At 40.9% G+C, this 20945-nt stretch carries 21 protein-coding genes; 16 read left to right on the top strand and 5 right to left on the bottom strand.

The genetic code is table 11. The features are described from left to right. Positions 1-111: 111 nt before the first annotated feature. The 3 genes from AC25Y5_RS05635 (at position 112) to AC25Y5_RS05625 (ending at position 2267) form a co-directional block, all read left to right on the top strand. Positions 112-933, top strand: a complete 822-nt coding sequence (locus tag AC25Y5_RS05635; RefSeq protein WP_488139468.1) for a polysaccharide deacetylase family protein — start codon at positions 112-114, stop codon at positions 931-933. 73 nt (positions 934-1006) lie between these two features. Further along, the gene (locus AC25Y5_RS05630; protein ID WP_488139467.1) at positions 1007-1963 is read left to right on the top strand and encodes an NAD(P)H-dependent flavin oxidoreductase; all 957 of its coding nucleotides are present in this window, start codon (positions 1007-1009) and stop codon (positions 1961-1963) included. Positions 1964-1985: 22 nt separating this feature from the next. After that, positions 1986-2267, top strand: a complete 282-nt coding sequence (locus AC25Y5_RS05625; RefSeq protein ID WP_488139466.1) for a UPF0223 family protein — start codon at positions 1986-1988, stop codon at positions 2265-2267. A 15-nt stretch (positions 2268-2282) separates the two neighbouring features. Here AC25Y5_RS05625 and AC25Y5_RS05620 read toward each other — a convergent pair whose 3' ends face one another. Further along, complete coding sequence (locus tag AC25Y5_RS05620; RefSeq protein WP_488139465.1) at positions 2283-2912, bottom strand: YktB family protein; 630 nt, start codon at positions 2910-2912, stop codon at positions 2283-2285. Between the two features lie 159 nt (positions 2913-3071). On the opposite strand from AC25Y5_RS05620, the gene AC25Y5_RS05615 reads away from it, so the two are divergent. Beyond that, complete coding sequence (locus AC25Y5_RS05615) at positions 3072-3269, top strand: hypothetical protein (RefSeq protein ID WP_488139464.1); 198 nt, start codon at positions 3072-3074, stop codon at positions 3267-3269. Positions 3270-3388: 119 nt separating this feature from the next. Continuing rightward, complete coding sequence (locus AC25Y5_RS05610; RefSeq protein WP_488139463.1) at positions 3389-4183, top strand: inositol monophosphatase family protein; 795 nt, start codon at positions 3389-3391, stop codon at positions 4181-4183. Between the two features lie 66 nt (positions 4184-4249). Here the strand turns inward: AC25Y5_RS05610 and AC25Y5_RS05605 are convergent, their stop codons facing one another. Then, positions 4250-4435: a YlaF family protein gene (locus tag AC25Y5_RS05605; RefSeq protein WP_488139462.1), complete on the bottom strand. Its 186-nt coding sequence runs from the start codon at positions 4433-4435 to the stop codon at positions 4250-4252. Positions 4436-4534: 99 nt separating this feature from the next. Here AC25Y5_RS05605 and typA point away from each other — a divergent pair, with 99 nt between their 5' ends. Next, on the top strand, positions 4535-6364 hold the full coding sequence (gene typA / locus AC25Y5_RS05600; RefSeq protein ID WP_488139461.1) for a translational GTPase TypA: 1830 nt from the start codon (positions 4535-4537) through the stop codon (positions 6362-6364). A 182-nt stretch (positions 6365-6546) separates the two neighbouring features. Further along, the gene (locus tag AC25Y5_RS05595; RefSeq protein ID WP_482100315.1) at positions 6547-6891 is read left to right on the top strand and encodes a YlaH-like family protein; all 345 of its coding nucleotides are present in this window, start codon (positions 6547-6549) and stop codon (positions 6889-6891) included. A 16-nt stretch (positions 6892-6907) separates the two neighbouring features. On the opposite strand, the gene AC25Y5_RS05590 is transcribed toward AC25Y5_RS05595, so the two are convergent. Next, on the bottom strand, positions 6908-7111 hold the full coding sequence (locus tag AC25Y5_RS05590; protein WP_482100316.1) for a YlaI family protein: 204 nt from the start codon (positions 7109-7111) through the stop codon (positions 6908-6910). A 13-nt stretch (positions 7112-7124) separates the two neighbouring features. Continuing rightward, entirely contained in the window at positions 7125-7625 is a 501-nt protein-coding gene (locus tag AC25Y5_RS05585; protein WP_482100317.1) for a peptidyl-prolyl cis-trans isomerase, read from the bottom strand. 185 nt (positions 7626-7810) lie between these two features. On the opposite strand from AC25Y5_RS05585, the gene AC25Y5_RS05580 reads away from it, so the two are divergent. The 3 genes from AC25Y5_RS05580 (at position 7811) to pyc (ending at position 12773) form a co-directional block, all read left to right on the top strand. Then, positions 7811-8092 (top strand): Fpa/YlaN family protein, encoded by a 282-nt coding sequence (locus AC25Y5_RS05580; protein ID WP_482100318.1) that lies wholly within the window; start codon positions 7811-7813, stop codon positions 8090-8092. Between the two features lie 62 nt (positions 8093-8154). Continuing rightward, complete coding sequence (locus tag AC25Y5_RS05575; RefSeq protein ID WP_488139460.1) at positions 8155-9333, top strand: FtsW/RodA/SpoVE family cell cycle protein; 1179 nt, start codon at positions 8155-8157, stop codon at positions 9331-9333. Between the two features lie 2 nt (positions 9334-9335). Beyond that, on the top strand, positions 9336-12773 hold the full coding sequence (gene pyc / locus AC25Y5_RS05570; protein WP_488139459.1) for a pyruvate carboxylase: 3438 nt from the start codon (positions 9336-9338) through the stop codon (positions 12771-12773). Between the two features lie 107 nt (positions 12774-12880). On the opposite strand, the gene AC25Y5_RS05565 is transcribed toward pyc, so the two are convergent. Beyond that, entirely contained in the window at positions 12881-13792 is a 912-nt protein-coding gene (locus AC25Y5_RS05565; protein WP_488139458.1) for a COX15/CtaA family protein, read from the bottom strand. Positions 13793-14117: 325 nt separating this feature from the next. On the opposite strand from AC25Y5_RS05565, the gene cyoE reads away from it, so the two are divergent. The 6 genes from cyoE (at position 14118) to ctaG (ending at position 20156) form a co-directional block, all read left to right on the top strand. Continuing rightward, the gene (cyoE, locus tag AC25Y5_RS05560) at positions 14118-15035 is read left to right on the top strand and encodes a heme o synthase (protein WP_488139457.1); all 918 of its coding nucleotides are present in this window, start codon (positions 14118-14120) and stop codon (positions 15033-15035) included. 98 nt (positions 15036-15133) lie between these two features. Beyond that, on the top strand, positions 15134-16207 hold the full coding sequence (coxB, locus tag AC25Y5_RS05555; protein WP_488139456.1) for a cytochrome c oxidase subunit II: 1074 nt from the start codon (positions 15134-15136) through the stop codon (positions 16205-16207). 34 nt (positions 16208-16241) lie between these two features. Beyond that, the gene (gene ctaD / locus AC25Y5_RS05550) at positions 16242-18116 is read left to right on the top strand and encodes a cytochrome c oxidase subunit I (protein ID WP_488139455.1); all 1875 of its coding nucleotides are present in this window, start codon (positions 16242-16244) and stop codon (positions 18114-18116) included. Next, positions 18116-18742, top strand: a complete 627-nt coding sequence (locus AC25Y5_RS05545) for a cytochrome c oxidase subunit 3 (protein WP_488139454.1) — start codon at positions 18116-18118, stop codon at positions 18740-18742. Before ctaD ends, AC25Y5_RS05545 begins: the two co-directional genes overlap by 1 nt. Before the next feature lies 1 nt (position 18743). Next, positions 18744-19091 (top strand): cytochrome C oxidase subunit IV family protein, encoded by a 348-nt coding sequence (locus AC25Y5_RS05540; protein ID WP_488139453.1) that lies wholly within the window; start codon positions 18744-18746, stop codon positions 19089-19091. Between the two features lie 141 nt (positions 19092-19232). Beyond that, positions 19233-20156, top strand: a complete 924-nt coding sequence (ctaG, locus tag AC25Y5_RS05535) for a cytochrome c oxidase assembly factor CtaG (protein ID WP_488139452.1) — start codon at positions 19233-19235, stop codon at positions 20154-20156. The last annotated feature ends 789 nt before the right edge of the window (positions 20157-20945 follow it).

Below are 20945 nucleotides of genomic sequence, written 5' to 3'. Positions count from 1 at the left end.
GACGGTTTTTTTAGTTTGATATATTGTGAATATAACTATTAAACTGGTATTCTTTTCTTATGAAACTTTAATTATGTTATTATTTAAGGAATTGAAAGGGCGGGGACTAGCTTGAAAAAACAAATAATATACATATTGAGCGCATTGTTATTGGTATTATCAGCATGTTCCGACAGAGATGTAGACGCCAAGCCTGAAAATAGAGACGAGAAATCATCTGAATCTGACGTTGAAATCATTGACAAAAGTACTGTTGAAGATCTCGAAGAAATAGAAGAAATAGAAGAAGTTACTGAACCATTGTATGTAGTGAATCCCGCGACATATGCGATTGAACCGATTGGAAGTGCAAACAGCAAGGTTGTATTACTGACAATTGACGATGCACCTGATAAATGGGCATTAGATATGGCTAAGACGCTGAAAAGTATTGCTGCACCAGCAATCTTTTTTGTAAACGGTCATTTTATTGATACGGATGAAGAAAGAGCTATATTGAAAGAGATTCATGAATTAGGATTTATGATCGGCAATCATACGAAAACGCACGCTGATTTGAAACAACTTTCAGAAGAAAAACAAATTGAAGAAATCCTTACAGTGAGTGATGCAGTAGAGGAGATTATTGGTGAGCGTCCAGTGTTTTTTAGAGCTCCGTTTGGCAGTAATACGGACTATAGCAAAGCGCTAGCGCTAAAAGATGGAATGCTTTTGATGAATTGGTCATTTGGCTATGATTGGGAGAAAAAGTATATGGATGTGGATGCATTGGCGGATATCATGGTGAACACTGAGTTATTGCGTGATGGTGCGAATCTTCTCATGCATGATCGTGAATGGACAGCTGGAGCACTGGAGAAAATCGTCCTCGGTTTAAGAGAAAAGGGATATGATTTCGTAGATCCTGGAACTATTAAGGTTCCTGAGCAATAAGAGTCTTCGGTAAAGGTTTGGTAGGTGCCAATGAAGAATATTCTATAGTAGAGATAATGAGGGGGATAAACAAATGGAATGGAAAACTAGAATAACGGATCTGCTTGAAGTGCAGTATCCCATCGTTCAAGGTGGCTTGGCATACTTAGCATACGCGGAGCTTGCTGCCGCCGTTTCGGAAGCTGGGGGACTCGGGCAGATAACGGCTATGAGTTTGGACTCGGCCGATGAACTCAGAGCAGAGATACAGAAAGTGAAAGGGATGACGAATAAGCCTTTCGGTGTAAACTTTGCAATTGGACAGCATGGACGACCTTTCGCACATATGGTGGAGGCAGCACTCGAAGAGGGAGTTCAAGTCATGTCGGTGACAGGAGGAAACCCAGCACCATTTTTTGCGCAACTTGAAAACACAAATGTCAAAAAGCTAGTACTCGTTGCCGCTAAAAGACAGGCACAGAAGGCGGAATCACTTGGAGCCGATGCTGTTATGGTTGTTGGACAGGAAGGTGGGGGGCATCTTGGTCGCGATGACATCGGTACAATGGTTCTTGTCCCGCAAGTTGTCGATGCCGTCTCAATTCCTGTTATTGCCTCGGGCGGAATCGGAGATGGACGTGGGTGGATGGCTGCTCATGCACTGGGCGCTGAAGGGATAGAGATGGGTACAAGGTTTATCGCAACGAAAGAGTGCGTTCATGCTTCACAAGCGTATATTGACCTTCTTTTAGCCAGCAAAGAAACAGGGACAACTGTTATCAAGCGGACAATTGGATCCCCTGCACGTGCATTAACAGGCAGTTGGACGGGTAGAATACTCGAAATGGAAGCACAGAATACTGATTATGAAGCATTGAAAGATTATATTAGCGGAGAAGCAAACCGGCGTTTCATCCACGACGGAGATTCTGACAATGGCTTTGGATGGGCGGGTCAAGTTACGGGACTTATTAATGATGTGCCTTCCGTTGCTGAATTATTTGAACGTATGGTCGAGCAAGCAAAGGCAATCCGCACCAGTTGGAACTAAAGTTAATAAAGGGGATGTACACATGGATTATAATTATCCAATCAGGGAGGACTGGTCAACTGTTGAAATAATCGCAGTCGCCAGTTTTTATGAGGCAATTGAAAAAGCATATGAATCAGGTATTGCTGGAGAAAAGATGCTTGAAGCATATCGCGGATTTAAAAAAGTTGTGCCTTCCATGTCAGAAGAAAAGACATTGTTTAAAGAATTCGAAGAAGCGAGCGGTTACAACAGTTACCGTGTAATTCAGGCTGCAAAAGTTGCAAAAAAGGAAGAAATAATAAAAGGAATGCCCACGCGTTAAGCGGGAGCATTCCTTTTACTTTCTATTAATGACAACATCATACACCGGGAGTAGACAATCAAAAGTTTCTTCTGCAAATTCCATGAATTCTTCAGTGGACAGTTTAATGGCATCTTCACGTGATAAATGACGTCCAACAAGAAATTCGGCTTTTTTAACGGTTTGTAGGCGTTCTAAAAGCTGTTCCAATCCGGATTTTTCCATATCCTTAATATTCATAGCTTCAGGTTTCATATGATCGCCGGATACAATATAGGATGCTGGAAGGGAAGTTAAAACGTTCATTTTCCTTTCAAGTCTTTCAGAAATTCCCTTCTTATCAGGATTTTCATAAATAACTGCAAGAATAATGAATAAATGTGTTCCCCATAAGCCAATCTGAAAGTGAGGCAAAGCTTTATATCCTCGTTTTGCAGGTGCGAATGCTACCCAGCTGTCTTTAGGAGGATTGACTGTCCGTCTTGCATGTTTTGCGACATGTGGAAAAAATTCATCTGTACCGTGTGCGGATAGACGATCCGCAAAGTGTGTGCCAAGCGTATGGAACTTAGGTTGAATCCGATTTTGAAGTGCTTCCATCCGATTTTCAAGTCCTTCAGTGGAAAATACATCAAAATCATCTTTTTCCCAAAAATAATTTAGCATTTTCATTACCCCCAATAACATTTACACGTTTATCATAGCAGAAATCGGGGAACAATCTTAAATAACAAGGCTTATAACTAGAGCAACCCTAAGCCATGGCATATTTTAATAATAACTAACGGAAAATTTTGACTATATAATGAAAAAGGGGTGTCAACTATGAAACAGGTCGTCCATGTAATTCGGAAAGCCGATGTTGAGAAAGAATATGTTAAGCTGCTGAACTTAGAACTTGATTATGAACTTGCGACGCTTTTCGATGCAATACAGGAAAAAGATGCAACACAAAACATGAAGAGTAAACATAGGTTAATGGAGATTCATCGTGAAATGGAGATTCTGAATGGATTTTCATAAGTACGAGTGGCTCGCTGAAAAATGCATCCCTACACTTCCTTGCAAAACAGGGATAGTGTAATGGGATGCTTTTTTCGTTATAGTATGATATAGATGGTTGAAGGGGAAGAGGTGGCTTCATGCAATGGGGAAGTATTGATCGTTACGCAAAATCCTTGATTAAAGAGGCGGGACATAAAATACGTGTTTCTTTTTTCAATCAAATTGACATCAATTCTAAGTCGGATGCCAATGATCTTGTGACAAATATAGATAAGGAAATTGAACAGTTTTTCATAAGTCGGATAAAAAAGGATTTTCCAAGTCATAGAATTATGGGTGAAGAGGGATTCGGTGATGATGTTCAGACACTTGACGGGGTTGTCTGGATGCTTGATCCAATTGATGGAACAATGAATTTCATTCATCAAAAACGAAACTTTGCCATTTCGCTAGGGATATTTGCCGAAGGTGTCGGAATGTTAGGCTATATTTATGATGTGATGGGTGATGATTTTTATCATGCGGCGAAAGATGAAGGAGCTTACTTCAATGATGAGCGGCTGCCCCTATTGGAGATTACACCGCTTAGCGAAGCAGTCATTGGTATTAATGCTAGTTGGGTGGCTCCAAATCGCTTTGTTGAAAACGAACAAATCATAGAGCTTATTCAGAAGTGTAGAGGGACAAGGTCTTATGGATCGGCTGCAATGGAGTTGGCGTATGTCTCATCGGGCAGACTGGATTCGTATATGTCGATGAGACTTTCCCCATGGGATATAGCGGGGGGAATTGTTATTGCTCAGGAGGTCGGTGCTGTTGCAACAAACATGAAAGGGGAAACTCCTCGCCTACTCGGCCAAGATACATTTATCGTTGCAAGGCCAGGCTTACATGAGGATATATTGACTAAATATATCCGTCTAAAACAATAAAAAAAGGGGCCGTCAAGTACCGGATATACCGAATAACTTGAAACGACCCTATGGATTAATCCTATTCTATAGTATACCTTGTTCTCTATATCTTTTTTTCGTCTTGAATCCGTTGCCCATTATAAGAATGAGTGCCAGTATAGCGATAATGGCGATGGGAAAACTGCCCATGCCAACTGCAACACCGATTGCACACATTGAAGCTATAGCGGCAATGGAGTAAAAAACGAAAATCCATTTGATGTTTTTCAAAAAATTACCTCCATCTACAATTAAATGTTTTCGAATTATCTTTTCATGTGTTATAATAACACAGTTAATCAACCGAAAAAAGAATAATGGAGTGAAATCATGACTAAACTTAGAAATGACTTACGTAACATAGCTATTATCGCCCACGTCGACCACGGAAAAACGACGCTTGTCGATCAACTTTTAAAACAATCGGGCATCTTCCGTTCTAACGAACAAGTAGATGACCGCGCAATGGATTCAAATGAAATTGAACGTGAACGTGGAATTACAATTCTTGCAAAGAATACAGCAATTGAATATAAAGAAACAAAAATCAACATTTTGGATACACCAGGTCACGCAGATTTCGGCGGAGAAGTGGAACGTATCTTGAAAATGGTAGATGGTGTAATTCTAGTTGTCGATTCATACGAAGGATGTATGCCACAAACGCGTTTCGTATTGAAAAAAGCGCTTGAACAGAACCTGAAACCAATCGTTGTCGTTAATAAAATTGACCGTGAATTTGCTCGTCCGGAAGAAGTGGTTGATGAAGTTCTTGAGTTATTCATCGAACTTGATGCCAACGACGAACAGCTTGAATTCCCAGTCATTTATGCATCAGGATTCAACGGTACTGCAAGCTTATCACCAGATGTTTCAACACAAGAAGAAACGTTACGTGTACTTTATGACGCAATTCTAGAACATATCCCTGCTCCAGTCGATAATCGCGACGAGCCTTTACAGTTCCAAGTATCTCTTCTTGACTACAGCGATTACGTAGGCCGCATCGGTATCGGACGGGTTTTCCGCGGAACGATGCAAGTTGGACAGTCGGTTGCCGTAATGAAACGTGATGGTACTGTGAAAAACTACCGTGTTACCAAATTGTCAGGTTTCCTTGGTTTGAAACGCGTTGATATCCAAGAGGCTTTCTCTGGAGATCTCGTTGCGGTATCTGGTATGGAGAACATTGACGTCGGTGAAACAATTTGTCCGGCAGATCATCTAGAAGCACTTCCCGAGTTGTTCATTGACGAACCAACGCTACAAATGACATTCCTTGTAAACAATAGTCCGTTTGCAGGTAAAGAAGGTAAATGGGTAACGTCAAGAAAAATCGACGAACGCCTTCAATCCCAATTGCAAACAGACGTTTCTCTTCGCGTAGATCCAACTGATTCACCAGATGCATGGACTGTTTCAGGACGTGGTGAGCTTCACCTTTCGATTCTGATTGAAAACATGCGTCGTGAAGGATTTGAATTACAAGTTTCGAAACCAACAGTAATCGTAAGAGAAATAGATGGCATTCGTTGTGAGCCTATCGAACGTTTACAAATTGATATTCCTGAAGAGCATACAGGTGCAATTATCGAGTCAATCGGTGAACGTAAAGGCGAAATGCTCGATATGATCAACAATGGTAACGGACAAGTTCGTCTAATATTCAATGTACCTGCTCGTGGATTAATCGGTTATTCAACTGATTTCCTTACATTAACAAGAGGTTACGGAATTATGAACCATACGTTCGATTCTTACCAGCCGATGGCAAAAGGTAAAGTTGGCGGTCGCAGAAACGGTGTTCTTGTTTCGATGGAGAACGGAACAGCTACGCCTTACAGCATAATGCAGCTTGAAGATCGCGGTATTATGTTCGTTGGTGCTGGAACTGAGATTTACGCTGGAATGGTAGTTGGTGAAAATACGCGCGAAAGCGATTTGACTATCAACTTAACGAAAGCTAAACAAGCAACGAATGTTCGTTCTGCATCGAAGGATCAGACGGTTACAACTAAAAAACCACGTATTATGTCGCTTGAAGAAGCGTTGCAATATTTGGATGATGACGAGTATTGCGAAGTAACGCCGGTATCAATCAGACTTCGTAAGAAAATTCTTGATAAAAACGAACGTGAACGCGTACAGAAAAAGAAATAATTTTCCAACTTCATCTAATTAAAATTTGAGCAGAGGAAACGATACATGTCTTCCTCTGCTCAAATTCGGACAAATAGAAGGCCAGGCGGTTCATCTAAGCGTCTTGTTAGCGGTAGGTAGGGTTAATATGCCTTCTCGTTGACTTGGCCAATAGAATAGCTTTTAAGAAGGGACTGTGTTGAATGAGTGCTAGTGTTGGGGATGCAGAGGTATTCGGACGGATGTCAGGCATCGCACGCTTCATTTACGAAGTGATGCCTTCCTTTACGATAGCCGGTTATGTGCTTTTTGCCCTCGTCTTCCTCATGTCGGCAATTGTTTATAAACTGGGATTTGCTAGAAAGCTTAAGCCATTACAGACTTTAGTCATCTATGTATTCCTGTTTATCGGCTGTCTAATATTAACTTTTCTTGGATTTTTCCTCCCGATTGTGGAAGGGCTTATCGTTGCGGCTCTCATTTTAATAATTTACAGAGTCCGTAGAATGAATGAATACAAAGACGAAAAAGAAGACCCCATCGTTTGATGGGAGTCTTCTTTTTTTAAAACTTTTTTTCGATGGCAAGTGAACTACGGTGAAATATGAAGTTCCCTGTTGCAATACGTGCAATCGTTTTTTCTGCAATCCGGACATTGCATTCCTCACACATATACGTGTGAATTGGACGGTTACGAAGTGTTTTTGCCAGTGGTAGATCATCCGGAAGTTGTCCGATATTGTCGCAAATGACACATTTTACGCGCATTGGAAATCCTCCTTCAATCGACTTGGATTGCTATGACGTTGCGAATCGGATTATCGTTGTTCGATCCGTCTTTGAAAATGACATGAACTGGACCGCCATCAAGAAGTGGTTTTCCTTCATCACTAAATTTAAAAATAATTTCTTCTGCTCTTTCAAGCGGGAAAGTATGGCTATCGCCGTCAGACGTTTCAAATGAAAATGTCACGGCGTTAGTAGCAGGCTCTGCAATTTTCAAGAAGTGACTTAATTGAATACCATAGGTACCAGTCACAACCTTTCTTTTTTCAAACTTTTTCTCCGTTTCTAACGTTGGAGGAACAGTTGCACCCTCCATTATTTCGCGGGACCAATGTTTTCCCATAGCTCTTTTATATTCTTCCAGTTCATCTTTTTCAACGCGATTTTCGGTGAAGTATGTTTTTAAATCGACACGACGATCATCGAAAATCCATACAGTTGGGTCTAGTGTGATGCCATAACGTACATTTCCTTTAATCGGAATTATTTTTTCCAAACGAATATCCCCCTAAATAATAAAAAAATCTTTTCATATCAGTATAACGCTTCGTTGCCACAAGGAAAAGCTTTTCCAATCGGATGCATAGAGTCAAAGGGAAATCACTTGCTTTTTCCCGAATCGGAAGATACAATTTATTCATAATAACCATTAAGAAATAAAAGTTTGATGGGGGCGTCCTCATGGATATAGAATTGCAGGAAACGTATCAGGAAAAGGCGATGAAACAACTTCAGGCCGATGCTGATAAGATAGGTCAACTAATAAAAGTACAAATGGACCATTTGACGATGCCTCAGTGTCCGCTATATGAAGAAGTGCTGGATACACAAATGTATGGACTATCACGGGAAATTGAATTTGCCGTCAAGCTCGGTTTGATTGAACGATCTAAAGGTAACGAAATTCTTTCTTTACTTGAGAAAGAAATGACAGTCTTACACGAAATATATACGAGAAAATAAGCCGAAAACTCAAACTGACATAAAGGTTTGAGTTTTTTGTTTAATGAAAAAGAGGTAACCCTATGAAAATATATGTAAAAAAACTAGTTCGTTATTTTGATTTCCCCTTGTTCTTTGTCTATTTGCTGCTCTGTCTTTTTGGACTAGTTATGATTTATAGTTCAAGTATGGTAACGGCTGTGGATAGATATGATTATCCGGCTGACTATTTTTATCAAAAGCAACTATTAAACCTAAGCCTCGCGATTCCTGCTTTCTTTCTGGCGGCTTTTTTTCCATATAAGAATTACAAACGGAAAAAGTTAATGATTTTTGCAGTAATCAGTATGTTAACTCTTTTATTCATGGTCCATTTCGTGGGCTCGGGTGAACATGTCGGGGCTACCAGTTGGATTAAAACGCCATTTGGCAATCTGCAACCATCCGAAGTAGCAAAACTTGTTTTAATAGTTTACTTTTCTGGCGTATTTGCAAAAAAATATGAATCTGGTACAATCGACAACATTAACCAATCAATTTGGCCTCCCGTAGGTATCCTCGTTTTAGCGGTCGGTTCCATCATGCTTGAGACGGACATAGGAGGTTCGTTTATTATTATTATCACTGCACTTTCTGTACTTGCGGCAAGTGGTATTAAAAAACGCACCTTCTTAAAAATTAGCGGACTCATTTCGGTCGGTCTAATTTTTGCAGCTCTTATTCTATATTTTCAGTGGGAATCAATTATGACCGACGGAAGGAAAGGAAGGATTCTGTCATTCCTCAATCCGTTTGATTATATTCAAGGATCGGGCTATCAAATTGCGAACGGTTATATTGCAATTGGCTCTGGAGGCATTTCTGGAAGAGGCCTTGGTAACTCAATTCAAAAAATGGGTTATTTGCCGGAACCGCAGACAGATGTCATCATGGCGGTTATTTCAGAGGAATTAGGCTTATTGGGTGCTATTATAGTTATTGGGGGTCTTGGTTTTATCGTTTTGAGGGCGTTATCAATCGCACTTAAAGCCAAAGATCCACATGCACGTATGCTAGCAGCTGGAATAGGAAGTATGATAGGAATTCAAACATTCGTTAATTTGGGTGGTCTGACGGGGTTGGTACCGCTTACAGGCGTAACCTTGCCATTTATAAGTTATGGCGGAACTTCCATTATTCTGTTATCTTTATCTTTAGGAATATTAACGAATGTTTCTATGTTCGTGAAATATGAAAAAACAATGAGAAAAGGAAGTGCCTAGTGATGGAACAGATTAACAAAATCCTCGTAGCGAATCGTGGAGAAATTGCTATCCGAATTTTTCGTGCTTGTACTGAATTGAATATCCCGACAGTGGGTATTTATTCCACTGAAGATAGTGGGTCATTTCATCGTTATAAGGCGGATGAGTCTTATATTGTCGGAGAAGGAAAGAAACCAATCGATGCTTATCTTGACATCGAAGGGATCATCGCAATAGCGAAAGACTCCGGCGCAAATGCCATCCATCCCGGTTATGGATTCCTAGCTGAAAATACCGATTTTGCGAGACGTCTCGAGGAAGAGGGAATTATCTTCATAGGTCCAAGTTCAAAGCAATTGGACATGTTCGGAGATAAAGTCAAGGCGAGGACTCAAGCTATCAATGCAGGCATCCCTGTTATTCCAGGTAGTGATGGTCCTGTTTCTACGGTCGAAGAAGTCGGAAGATTTGGAGAGACAAACGGCTATCCAATCATTATCAAGGCATCACTTGGTGGCGGCGGACGCGGCATGCGAATTGTAAATTCAGCGGACGAAGTCAACGAGGCGTTTGAACGCGCACGATCAGAAGCGAAATCTGCATTCGGATCCGATGAAGTGTACGTGGAGAAATACATCGATTTACCAAAACATATCGAAGTCCAAATTCTTGGGGATACATATGGCAATGTTATTCACCTATACGAAAGAGATTGCTCAATTCAGCGCCGCCACCAGAAAGTTGTTGAAATTGCACCTTCCATTTCATTGGAAGATGGGTTGAGGGAACAGATTTGTGATGCGGCAGTAAAATTGATGAAAAATGTTGATTATAAAAATGCGGGTACAGTGGAATTCCTTGTTTCAAACGGTCAATATTATTTCATCGAAGTCAATCCGCGAATTCAAGTAGAGCATACGATTACAGAAATGGTGACGGGCATTGACATCGTTCATGCACAAATTCGTATTGCAGATGGAAAAAACATTCATGAAGGCGAAGGAAGTATTCCGACGCAAGAAAACATACCGCTATTTGGATATGCGATTCAATCCCGTGTTACAACAGAAGATCCATTGAACGATTTTATGCCTGACACAGGAAAATTATCGGTTTACCGTTCTGGTGGAGGCTTTGGTGTACGACTTGACGCAGGTAACGGATTCCAAGGTGCTGTTATAACACCGTATTATGATTCATTACTGGTCAAAGTTTCAACATGGGGCATGACGTTCCGTGAGGCTGCATCTAAAATGAGCCGTAACTTACAAGAGTTCAGGATTCGGGGCATCAAGACAAATATCCCATTCCTCGAAAATGTTGTAAAACATAAAAACTTCCTAACAGGAAACTACAATACTAGTTTTATTGATACGACACCGGAACTATTCCTATTCCCTAACCGTAAAGACCGCGGAACGAAAATGTTGAATTATATTGGGAATGTTACTGTCAACGGATTCCCAGGAATCGGTAAACAATCGAAGCCAGTGTTTCATCCGGTAAGAAAACCGATAGTGGACCTTCTCACACCTCCACCGTCAGGTACAAAACAGATTTTAGATGAACGTGGTGCAGAAGGGCTTATCAAGTGGATAAAAGAACAAGATGATGTTCTTTTAACAGATACAACATTCCGCGATGCTCACCAGTCGCTGTTGGCAACGCGTGTGAGGACTTCTGATATGACGTCAATTGCATCTGAATCGGCAAGACTCATGCCCGATCTATTCTCATATGAAATGTGGGGCGGTGCGACATTTGACGTCGCTTACAGATTCTTGAAAGAAGATCCATGGGACAGGCTTCTGAAAATACGTGAACAAATTCCAAATGTCCTTCTCCAAATGTTGTTCCGTGGTGCAAATGCAGTTGGTTACACGAATTATCCTGATAATGTTATCCGGGAATTCGTTAAGAAATCGGCGGATGCTGGAATAGACGTATTCCGTATATTCGACAGCTTGAACTGGATTAAAGGAATGGAAGTTGCTATTGACGCTACGCGTGATGCAGGTAAAGTTGCTGAAGCGGCTATCTGCTATACAGGCGACATCCTAGATGATTCGCGTGCAAAATATACCGTTCAATATTATAAAGACATGGCAAAAGAGCTTGAATCAGCCGGAGCGCATATTCTAGCTATTAAAGATATGGCGGGTCTGTTGAAACCAGAAGCTGCATATCGACTTGTTTCAGAGTTGAAGGCGACAGTGGACATTCCAATTCACTTACATTCCCACGATACGAGCGGTAATGGGATTTATATGTATGCGAAAGCAGTTGAGGCTGGCGTGGACATCGTTGACACGGCTTTAGGGGCGATGGCGGGTCTAACTTCACAACCGTCAGCGAGCTCGTTACACTATGCGCTACAGGGCGGTAAACGCAATGTGCGTGCAAACGTCGACTCGCTAGAGAATCTATCTTATTACTGGGAAGATGTTCGGAAGTACTACCAGCACTTTGAAAGTGGCATGATGAGTCCACATTCGGAAATCTATGTTCACGAAATGCCAGGCGGTCAGTATTCTAACTTACAACAACAAGCTAAGGCAGTAGGCCTTGGTGAGCGCTGGGAAGAAGTCAAAAGTATGTATTCACGCGTAAACATGCTATTCGGTGATGTCGTAAAAGTGACGCCGTCATCCAAAGTCGTTGGGGACATGGCTTTGTTCATGGTTCAAAATGAAATGGATGAAAAATCCGTTTTGGTCCGTGGAACATCAATCGACTTCCCAGAATCAGTAATTGAGTTTTTTGAGGGCTATATCGGCCAGCCATTTGGTGGCTTCCCTGAAGAATTACAAAAAATAATTCTAAAAGAACGTCAAGCTATAACAGTTCGTCCTGGAGAGTTACTAGAAGATGCCGATTTCGAAAATCTTCAAAAAGAATTAAATACAAAACTTGGACGACCGATTACAAGTCATGAAGTGCTTTCATATGCACTGTATCCGAAAGTTTTTGAAGAATATTCCGCGACAAATAAGCTTTTCGGTGATCTATCAGTAATTGATACACCTGAATTTTTATACGGAATGCGCCTCGGTGAAGAAATCGAAGTGGAAATTGAAAAAGGGAAAACACTGATTGTTAAACTTGTATCCATTAGTGAACCGCAGCCAGATGCGACAAGAGTAATCTATTTTGAACTTAACGGACAACCGCGTGAAGTCATCATTGAAGATATGAATGTTGAGTCCGTTACAGTTCGTAAACAAAAAGCAGATTCTTCGAATGAAGCCCATATTGCTGCAACGATGCCGGGTACAGTTTTGAAAGTCGCAACTTCCATAGGAGCGAAAGTGAAAAGAGGAGAACATTTGCTCATCACAGAAGCTATGAAAATGGAGACGACGATTCAAGCACCTTTTGACGGTGTAGTTAAAGACATATATGTTACTGCTGGAGAGTCGATTTCTACTGGAGACTTGCTCGTAGAATTAGAACATTAATAGAAATAACAACAGCACATGGATTTAATCCGTGTGCTGTTGTTATTTTCTCTACTATTTTGGGTAACTATATAAAAGGGCCGTCCCAAGGGACAGCCCATCTACATTTATTTTGTAATTTTACTTCTCGATACAAGGAGAATCATATAAGTCAACAATCCAAATAGTAATGTGATAAATAGTGAATGGAGCAAAGCAAAGTAAAGGTTCAACTTTGTCAAAACAACCGTCATGCCCGTAGTCGCCTGAATTGCTACAAGGGTAAATGCGATAATCCATCCCCAGTAGATGACACGCTGATTTTTGTAATGACGAATTGCATGTATCATGATGACCAATAGCCAGATGAAAATGAGTGCCGCTGCAGCACGGTGACCCATCTGAACCCACTCATACATATTACGAGGAAGTGCGAAAGAGTCGTTCTGGCATAATGGCCAGTCAATACAGGCCAGTCCCGATTCAGTATGACGCACAAGTGCTCCGGTATAAACGACGATGTAAGAGTAAATTGTAACGCCAATCGTGTTCCATTTTAACCATTTTCCAATCTGAATTTTATCGGCATCAAATTTACTGTCTACTTCAAATATAAGTAGTGTTAATAGAAGAACTGCTGCAAAAGATAGAAGTGAAATCCCAAAGTGAAGGGCGAGTATGAAGTCCCCTTGGCCCCATAATACTTGAGCCGCACCGATCAATGCCTGTAGTATAAGAAAGAACACTGCCATAACTGCTAAAAATTTTGTTTCTCTGATATGGCCGATTGCTTTCCATGACCAGGCAGCTAAAATGACAATTAAGATTCCAACGGAGCCGGTGACGAGTCGATGCGAAAATTCAATCAGAACTTCTGCAGTAATCTCATCAGGAATTAATTGACCGTTACATCCCGGCCAATGTCTACCGCAACCCATCCCGCTATCAGTCTTTGAAACAAGAGCTCCGCCGAGTAAGATTAAAAGCATGCCTATTGTTGAGGCGACTGCAAACCATTTCAAATACCTATTATATTTCAAGAAAAGACACCTACTTTTTAAATGATAACTAGCTGCAAAAAAGTTCCCTGCGTTTTTGATGATAACGAAAAAAAGCTGAAAAGACAACGATGAACAGCTATTAATGGCTGAGTAACTGCCTATTTCACAAATTGTTCATAAAGAAGACGCTTTAACTTCACAAAAGGTATATAGAAATGATTTACTATAGAGAGAGTTCATTAATGAATGTGTCGCTTTTACTATAGATTCGGGTAAAATTTTGTATATGTATAGAATTACAGCTCGATTTTCGATATAGTAAAGTATAGCGGCTGATACATACAACTTTGAAAGGAGGGGTAACTTGTCAAACGGTCATACCATTTCTGCACCCGCCGAATCAAAAGCAGTGACTGTGTCTCTTTATAAAGACTTCCTTGCGCTTATTAAAATCGGCATCGTCAACTCGAATATGATTACTACTTTTACCGGACTATTTCTTGCGTTTCAATTCACTGGTAAAAACTTTCTACATAATATAGATTTGCTAATCTATGCTCTTGTCGGTTCTGGATTGATTATTGCCGGATCTGCGGCGCTTAATAATTTAATTGATCGCGACATTGACCCTGTTATGACGAGAACGAAGTCCAGACCAACAGTTACCGGACGCTTTAAGGCACCGGCTGTATTGGCACTTGCACTGATTTTCATCGTTGTAGGTGAAGTTCTTTTGTTTTCCGCTTCTGTAGCAGCTGGTCTTTGGGGACTTGCAGGTATCTTCAGTTATGTTGTACTCTATTCGATGTGGTCGAAACGCAGGTATGTTAGTAATACAGTTGTGGGAAGTGTTTCAGGAGCGATACCGCCGTTAATCGGATGGGCAGCGGTCGAGCCAGCACTGGGAGCAGGTGCTTGGGCATTATTCCTAATCATGTTCGTTTGGCAACCGCCTCATTTTTATGCACTGGCGATGCGAAGAACAGAGGAATACCGCGCAGCGAATATTCCAATGCTACCTGTTGTAAAAGGTTTTGCTAGAACTAAGAAATCGATGCTTGCATGGGTACTGTTTTTATTTCCAATCCCATTTCTACTTAGCGGACTTGGAATAGGCTTCTTAGTTCTTGCTACCGCGTTGAATATCGGATGGCTTTATTTAGCGCTTAAGGGCTTTAAAGCCAAAGATGATCTTAAATGGGCTACAGGAATGTTTGTCTATTCATTGAATTACATGACAATCCTATTTGTTTCAATGATCATTTTCTCGATATTCATCTAGTGTTCCGGAATTCTTTCTTTAGACAGGAATTCACATAAAGAGGTCAATCGTCCTCAAGATTAATAAATCATTTTTAGAAAGAGAGGTATCATTAAGCGATGATGAAAGGACTCAAAAAGTGGCGTCTTTTTTCTCTATTAGCAGCTCTAACCGTATTCCTTGCGGGTTGTGGCCAACAAGAGCTATCCACACTTCTTCCGGCAGGACAAGTTGGAAAAGATCAATTCAAATTGTTGATATTATCATCATCAATTATGTTGTTCGTTATTGTCGTAGTAATGGCCATCTACTTAGTTGCAATTGTTCGCTTCAGACGTTCAAAATTAGGTGAAGACCATGTTCCTAAGGACATTGAAGGAAGCCATACATTGGAACTTGTGTGGACGGTCATTCCGGTTCTTCTAGTAATCCTTCTAGCTGTACCTACTGTTTATTACACATATAAATTCAGTGATGTTACAGCGATGGAGACAGTAGATGAGGATGGAAATGCTGAAAATCTTGTCGTCGATGTTACGGCGAAACTATACTGGTGGGAGTTTGAATACCCAAGCCTCGGAATCGTTACAGCACAGGAACTTGTTGTACCAACTGGGGAAAAAGTATATTTCAACTTGATAGCAGCGGATGTTAAGCACTCCTTCTGGATTCCGGCAATTGGAGGTAAGCTCGACACGAACGTTGAAAACGTCAATAAGTTTTACTTAACGTTTGACGAAGAGTCGAAAGATCTTAAAGACGGTGTATTTTACGGTAAATGTGCGGAACTTTGCGGACCATCACATGCATTAATGGATTTCAAAGTGAAAACGTTACCGTCAGCCGAGTTTGACGAATGGGTTACAGCGATGCAAGCAACTGGCGAAGAAACGACAGATGTCGCTGCAGCAACAACTCAAGGTGAAGAACTGTTCCAACAAAGCTGTATTGCATGTCATGCAACTTCCGCGGTTGGTGAAAGTGGAGCGATTGGTCCAAACTTAGCTTCATTCGGTGACCGTAATCGAGTTGCAGGATTTATGGATCACACAGAAGAAAGCTTAGTTGAATGGATTTCTGACACTCAAAAATACAAGCCTGGAAACTTGATGCCGTCATTCGGTGAACAGCTTTCCGACGATGAATTAAATGCAATTTCAGAGTACCTTATGGGTCTTTCGGTAGAAAAGTAATTATTAACGTGAAATTGAAGAGGAGGTAAACAAATTGAGTTCAGTTGCTCAAAAAAGAGGTTTTGGCGCAACGCTGTGGGATTGGCTGACAACAGTCGACCATAAGAAGATTGGTATCCTTTATCTCCTAGGTGGAGGATTCTTCTTCGTAGTCGGCGGTATAGAAGCGATGATTATCCGTTTGCAGCTTCTAACGCCAAACAACGATCTCGTCAGTGCTGGGATATTCAATCAGCTTATTACGATGCACGGAACGACGATGATTTTCCTTGCGGCCATGCCGATATTAATTGGATTCATGAACGCCGTCATGCCGCTCCAAATCGGAGCACGAGATGTCGCATTCCCATTCCTAAATTCATTAGGATTTTGGTTGTTCATGTTCGGTGGTATATTCTTAAACGTTTCTTGGTTTGTTGGTCAAGTTCCCGATGCAGGTTGGACTTCTTATGCGTCTCTCGCAATGGTATCAGAAGGACATGGTGTCGATTTTTATGCAATAGGTCTTCAAATTGCAGGTCTGGGTACGTTAATTGGAGGAATTAACTTCCTCGTCACAATTATTAACATGCGTGCTCCGGGAATGACATACATGCGTATGCCACTTTTCACATGGACTACGTTTGTTGCATCAGCAATGATCTTGTTCGCATTCCCACCACTTACGGTAGGACTTTTCCTTCTTACGTTTGATCGAATGTTTGGAGGGAATTTCTTTGATCATACGATGGGTGGAAATACAATTATCTGGGAGCATATATTCTGGATTTTTGGTCACCCTGAAGTATATATACTGATTTTACCCGCTTTCGGTATTTTCTCGGAGGTATTCTCAATCTTCTCACGCAAACGTCTCTTTGGTTATTCCGCGATGGTATTCGCTACCGTCCTTATCGGATTCCTTGGATTCATGGTTTGGGCTCACCATATGTTTACAGTTGGTCTTGGACCGACGGCGAACGCTATCTTCTCTGTAGCGACAATGGCAATTGCCATACCTACCGGAGTCAAGATATTTAACTGGCTGCTCACCATGTGGGGAGGAAGTATAAAAGTAACAACACCGATGCTTTATGCATTAGGTTTCATCCCAACGTTTGTTATGGGTGGAGTTACGGGTGTTATGCTAGGTACAGCGCCACTTGATTACCAATTGCATGACACATACTTTGTTGTTGCTCACTTCCATTACGTAATTGTTGGAGGTACTGTTTTTGGTATACTTTCTGCTACTCATCTTTACTGGCCGAAAATGTTCGGTACAATGTTGAATGAAATGCTAGGTAAAGTAACTTTTGCATTCTTCTTTATCGGTTTCCATTTGACTTTCTTGATTCAGCACTGGTTAGGTTTCTGGGGAATGCCTCGTCGTGTATTTACATACATGGACGGACAAGGATGGAACTTATCTAACTATATTAGTACCGTGGGAGCGGTATTTATGGCAATCGGGATTATAATTTTAGTCATCAATATAATTATAACTTCGGTTAAAAAAGTACGTGTTGCAAATGATCCATGGGGTGACGGACGAACACTGGAATGGGCGATTGAATCACCACCGCCATTCTATAACTTCGCACAGACACCACTTGTACGTGGTCTTGACACAGTGCATATCGAAAAATTGGAAGGGAATTTGTCGGGTATTACACCGTCAGAACCAGTTCAGGACATTCATATGCCAAACGGTTCATTCATTCCATTTTTGATGTCTTTAGGTTTGTTCATTGCAGGATTTGGTGCGATGTACCGCGTTGAAGAGTCATGGGGCTTGCCGCTTTTAATCTTTGGTCTGCTCTTTACTTTCGTGTCAATGGCAATGCGTTCATTAAAAGACGATTTGGGCTTCTATGTTAAGAAAGAAGACATCTTAAAAGATTTAAAACGTAAAGGGGGCAAACAATAATGGATTTGAATAAAAAATTCACCCCTGAGACGTGGCCAGATCATCCAGAAAGAGCAACGCTTGAAGCGAAAAACAAATTTGTCGGCTTTTGGCTTTTTCTTGGCGGAGAAACGATTTTGTTTGCAACGCTTTTTGCAACTTATCTAGCTTTAAAGAACAAAGGTCCAAGTGGCTTTGAGTTTTCATCACAAGAACTTTTTGAATTGCCGCTTGTCTTCGTTATGACGTTGCTTCTATTAACATCATCATTGACGAGTGTTTACGCAATGTATCATTTGAAAAATTATGATTTCAAAAAAATGCAACTATGGCTTGTTATTACAGCATTCCTAGGTCTTGGATTCTTAGGGCTTGAGGTGTATGAGTTTGTACATTACATTCACTTAGGTTTCACATTTGACAACAGTGCTTTCAGTTCGGCATTTTACGCACTTGTTGGAACGCACGGTGCTCACGTAGCGTTCGGACTTGTATGGTTAACGTTGCTTATCTATCGTAATTCTAAGCGCGGACTGAACTTGTATAACGCGACGAAATTCTATACATTCTCGTTGTACTGGCATTTTATTGACGTAGTTTGGGTATTCATCTTTACTGTAGTCTATCTGATGGGAGTGATTGGTTAATATGTCTGACATCCAAGTTTATAAAAAGTCACCAGCTGAATTTAACTTAGGCCAAAGACGTGCACGTAAATCAATGCGTAGTCAGGTTATGATGTTTTCGCTAATGATTTTCATGACAATCATGTCTTTCTCAATGGTAATGGCATACCAAGCTGATGTCGCTGGATTTTCAAAGTTCTTGATTATTCCAACGCTATTGTTATTTGCTGCAGTACAAGTCGGTTTACAATTGTATTACTTCATGCATATGAGCGAAAAAGGACATGAAGTTCCTCAAATGTTTATGTATTCTGGAGTAATCCTTTCATTCGCCGTTGTTTTAACTTTTGTAACAATCGTTTGGTGGTAATTAATAGATGTAAAAGCCTGTGGAAGATACTACTCTCCACAGGCTTTTACTATTTTAAAAAAACTGTCATAGTTCGTACATTGAGTTACAGTCCCATTCGCTTTATAATGAAGAAAGAAACTATTGAAGGAGCGATCTCAAATGCCTTTAAGCATATTTGGATTCCAGGCATTATGGAGTCCATGGTTCTTACTATTTATCATACTCGGTATGGCTTTGTATTTAGTAATGTCGACGAAAATGCGCCATCGATTTAAAGACTCGCATCCGGTTAAAAAAAGTCAGGTATTTTTATTCATGACTGGTATGATTCTGCTTTACGTCTTAAAAGGTTCACCAGTGGATTTAATGGGTCATATCCTATTTTCAATGCACATGGTACAAATGGCAGTTTTGTTACTAATCGTTGCTCCATTAATCATTATGGGTATTCCAAATTGGATGTGGAAAAAGGTTTTTGATGTCAAGATTATTGACAAGGTTTTCCGATTCTTCACTAAACCGATTCTAAGCGTACTGTTCTTTAGCGGTATGTTTTCATTCTATCATTTACCCCTTATCCTAGATAATGTGAAAATGAGCCTAATCCTTCACTCCATATTTACGATAACGCTGTTTATTGCAGCTATATTTCTCTGGTGGCCAGTCATTAATACATTGGAAGGTCAACCAAAGCTTCATGGTTTGAAAAAGATTGGTTATATCATATTAAGTGCAATATTAATCACTCCGGCATGTTCTCTAATCATTTTCGTAGATGTACCTGTTTATGAAACCTACCAATCCGGAGAAGCATGGTTAAAGGCGATGGCACTATGTGTACCTGCAGGTACGCTAGCGGGGTTATCTGGGTTAGGTATTTCAGGTCCTGAGCTATTTACGAATATGCCATCATTGGTTGATCAACAACTTGGCGGTATTATCATGAAAGTAATTCAGGAAATTGTTTATGTCGGTGTCCTAGGTAGCATTTTCATTAAATGGAATAGAGAAGAACGGGAAAATGCGGACGAAATCACTGCGCAAGCACTTCGCGAACGTCAACGATTGACGATGCATGGGTAATTAACTTAATTGAGTTTTCTTTCGTAAATGGGCTAACATTTACCTTAGCTTTTTACAAAGGCGACCACCAATTTATGTGCGTATCTATAAGCAACAAAAATAGCGAGCCTATTCTCGATTTTATTGAGAATAGGCTCGCTTCTTGATATATAGGGATTATTATTGACCACAACGAGAGAGTTGAGGTTCGAGGTGTGGAATGTAGAACACTTGGCGCTATGGGGATGCCTCTAGCCGTAAGCGAGGGCATTGAAAAAGTCCGATTTCCTTCAATCCCGTTGATTTCCGTTCCGAGCGGACGCTTTCCGCGGGCACGGCTTCAGCCTCCTCGTCGCTGCGTTCCTGTGGGGTCTTCAGCTCGCGCTGTTCCCGCCGGAGTCGCCGCTCTCCACTACAATCAACTAGTAATCACAATATAATCTCAGTCTATATATCTCCAAATCACTTTCAATAATGGAACACCCTAGCGAAGGCGCGGCAAAGGGGTCGCCGAAGCCGTTAGACTGGATGCGAAGCGATAATCCAGGCTCAGGGCGAAAGGCATCCCCAGAGCGTCAAGCGATATATACCACACTCTGAATTTCAACTCTCTCTCGATAATGTACACATGATACTTATTTTATTCTAGAAAGGCACAATACGGGTTGCAGGTCTAAACCCTGATAATGAAACACGCTTTCTTAAATAGATTCTTTAGCGCAGGCGCGACTTCGTGGTAGCCGAAGCGGTATTAGTAGGAATTCTGATGCGTACCATATATAGGTTTTCAGACGTAAAAAAACACGCTCA

The sequence above is a fragment of the Sporosarcina sp. Y1011 genome, assembly GCF_057669885.1.
Note: the sequence above shows the minus strand (reverse complement) of the source record. Positions and strands in the feature narration are given on the sequence as shown.

Excerpts from the sequence above, each read along its gene's own strand:
- AC25Y5_RS05630 (WP_488139467.1), top strand. The coding sequence starts at position 1,007 with ATGGAATGGAAAACTAGAATAACGGATCTGCTTGAAGTGCAGTATCCC.
- AC25Y5_RS05625 (WP_488139466.1), top strand. The coding sequence starts at position 1,986 with ATGGATTATAATTATCCAATCAGGGAGGACTGGTCAACTGTTGAAATA.
- AC25Y5_RS05620 (WP_488139465.1), bottom strand. The coding sequence starts at position 2,912 with ATGCTAAATTATTTTTGGGAAAAAGATGATTTTGATGTATTTTCCACT.
- AC25Y5_RS05615 (WP_488139464.1), top strand. The coding sequence starts at position 3,072 with ATGAAACAGGTCGTCCATGTAATTCGGAAAGCCGATGTTGAGAAAGAA.
- AC25Y5_RS05610 (WP_488139463.1), top strand. The coding sequence starts at position 3,389 with ATGCAATGGGGAAGTATTGATCGTTACGCAAAATCCTTGATTAAAGAG.
- typA (WP_488139461.1), top strand. The coding sequence starts at position 4,535 with ATGACTAAACTTAGAAATGACTTACGTAACATAGCTATTATCGCCCAC.
- AC25Y5_RS05595 (WP_482100315.1), top strand. The coding sequence starts at position 6,547 with ATGAGTGCTAGTGTTGGGGATGCAGAGGTATTCGGACGGATGTCAGGC.
- AC25Y5_RS05590 (WP_482100316.1), bottom strand. The coding sequence starts at position 7,111 with ATGCGCGTAAAATGTGTCATTTGCGACAATATCGGACAACTTCCGGAT.
- AC25Y5_RS05580 (WP_482100318.1), top strand. The coding sequence starts at position 7,811 with ATGGATATAGAATTGCAGGAAACGTATCAGGAAAAGGCGATGAAACAA.
- AC25Y5_RS05575 (WP_488139460.1), top strand. The coding sequence starts at position 8,155 with ATGAAAATATATGTAAAAAAACTAGTTCGTTATTTTGATTTCCCCTTG.
- pyc (WP_488139459.1), top strand. The coding sequence starts at position 9,336 with ATGGAACAGATTAACAAAATCCTCGTAGCGAATCGTGGAGAAATTGCT.
- coxB (WP_488139456.1), top strand. The coding sequence starts at position 15,134 with ATGATGAAAGGACTCAAAAAGTGGCGTCTTTTTTCTCTATTAGCAGCT.
- AC25Y5_RS05545 (WP_488139454.1), top strand. The coding sequence starts at position 18,116 with ATGGATTTGAATAAAAAATTCACCCCTGAGACGTGGCCAGATCATCCA.
- AC25Y5_RS05540 (WP_488139453.1), top strand. The coding sequence starts at position 18,744 with ATGTCTGACATCCAAGTTTATAAAAAGTCACCAGCTGAATTTAACTTA.
- ctaG (WP_488139452.1), top strand. The coding sequence starts at position 19,233 with ATGCCTTTAAGCATATTTGGATTCCAGGCATTATGGAGTCCATGGTTC.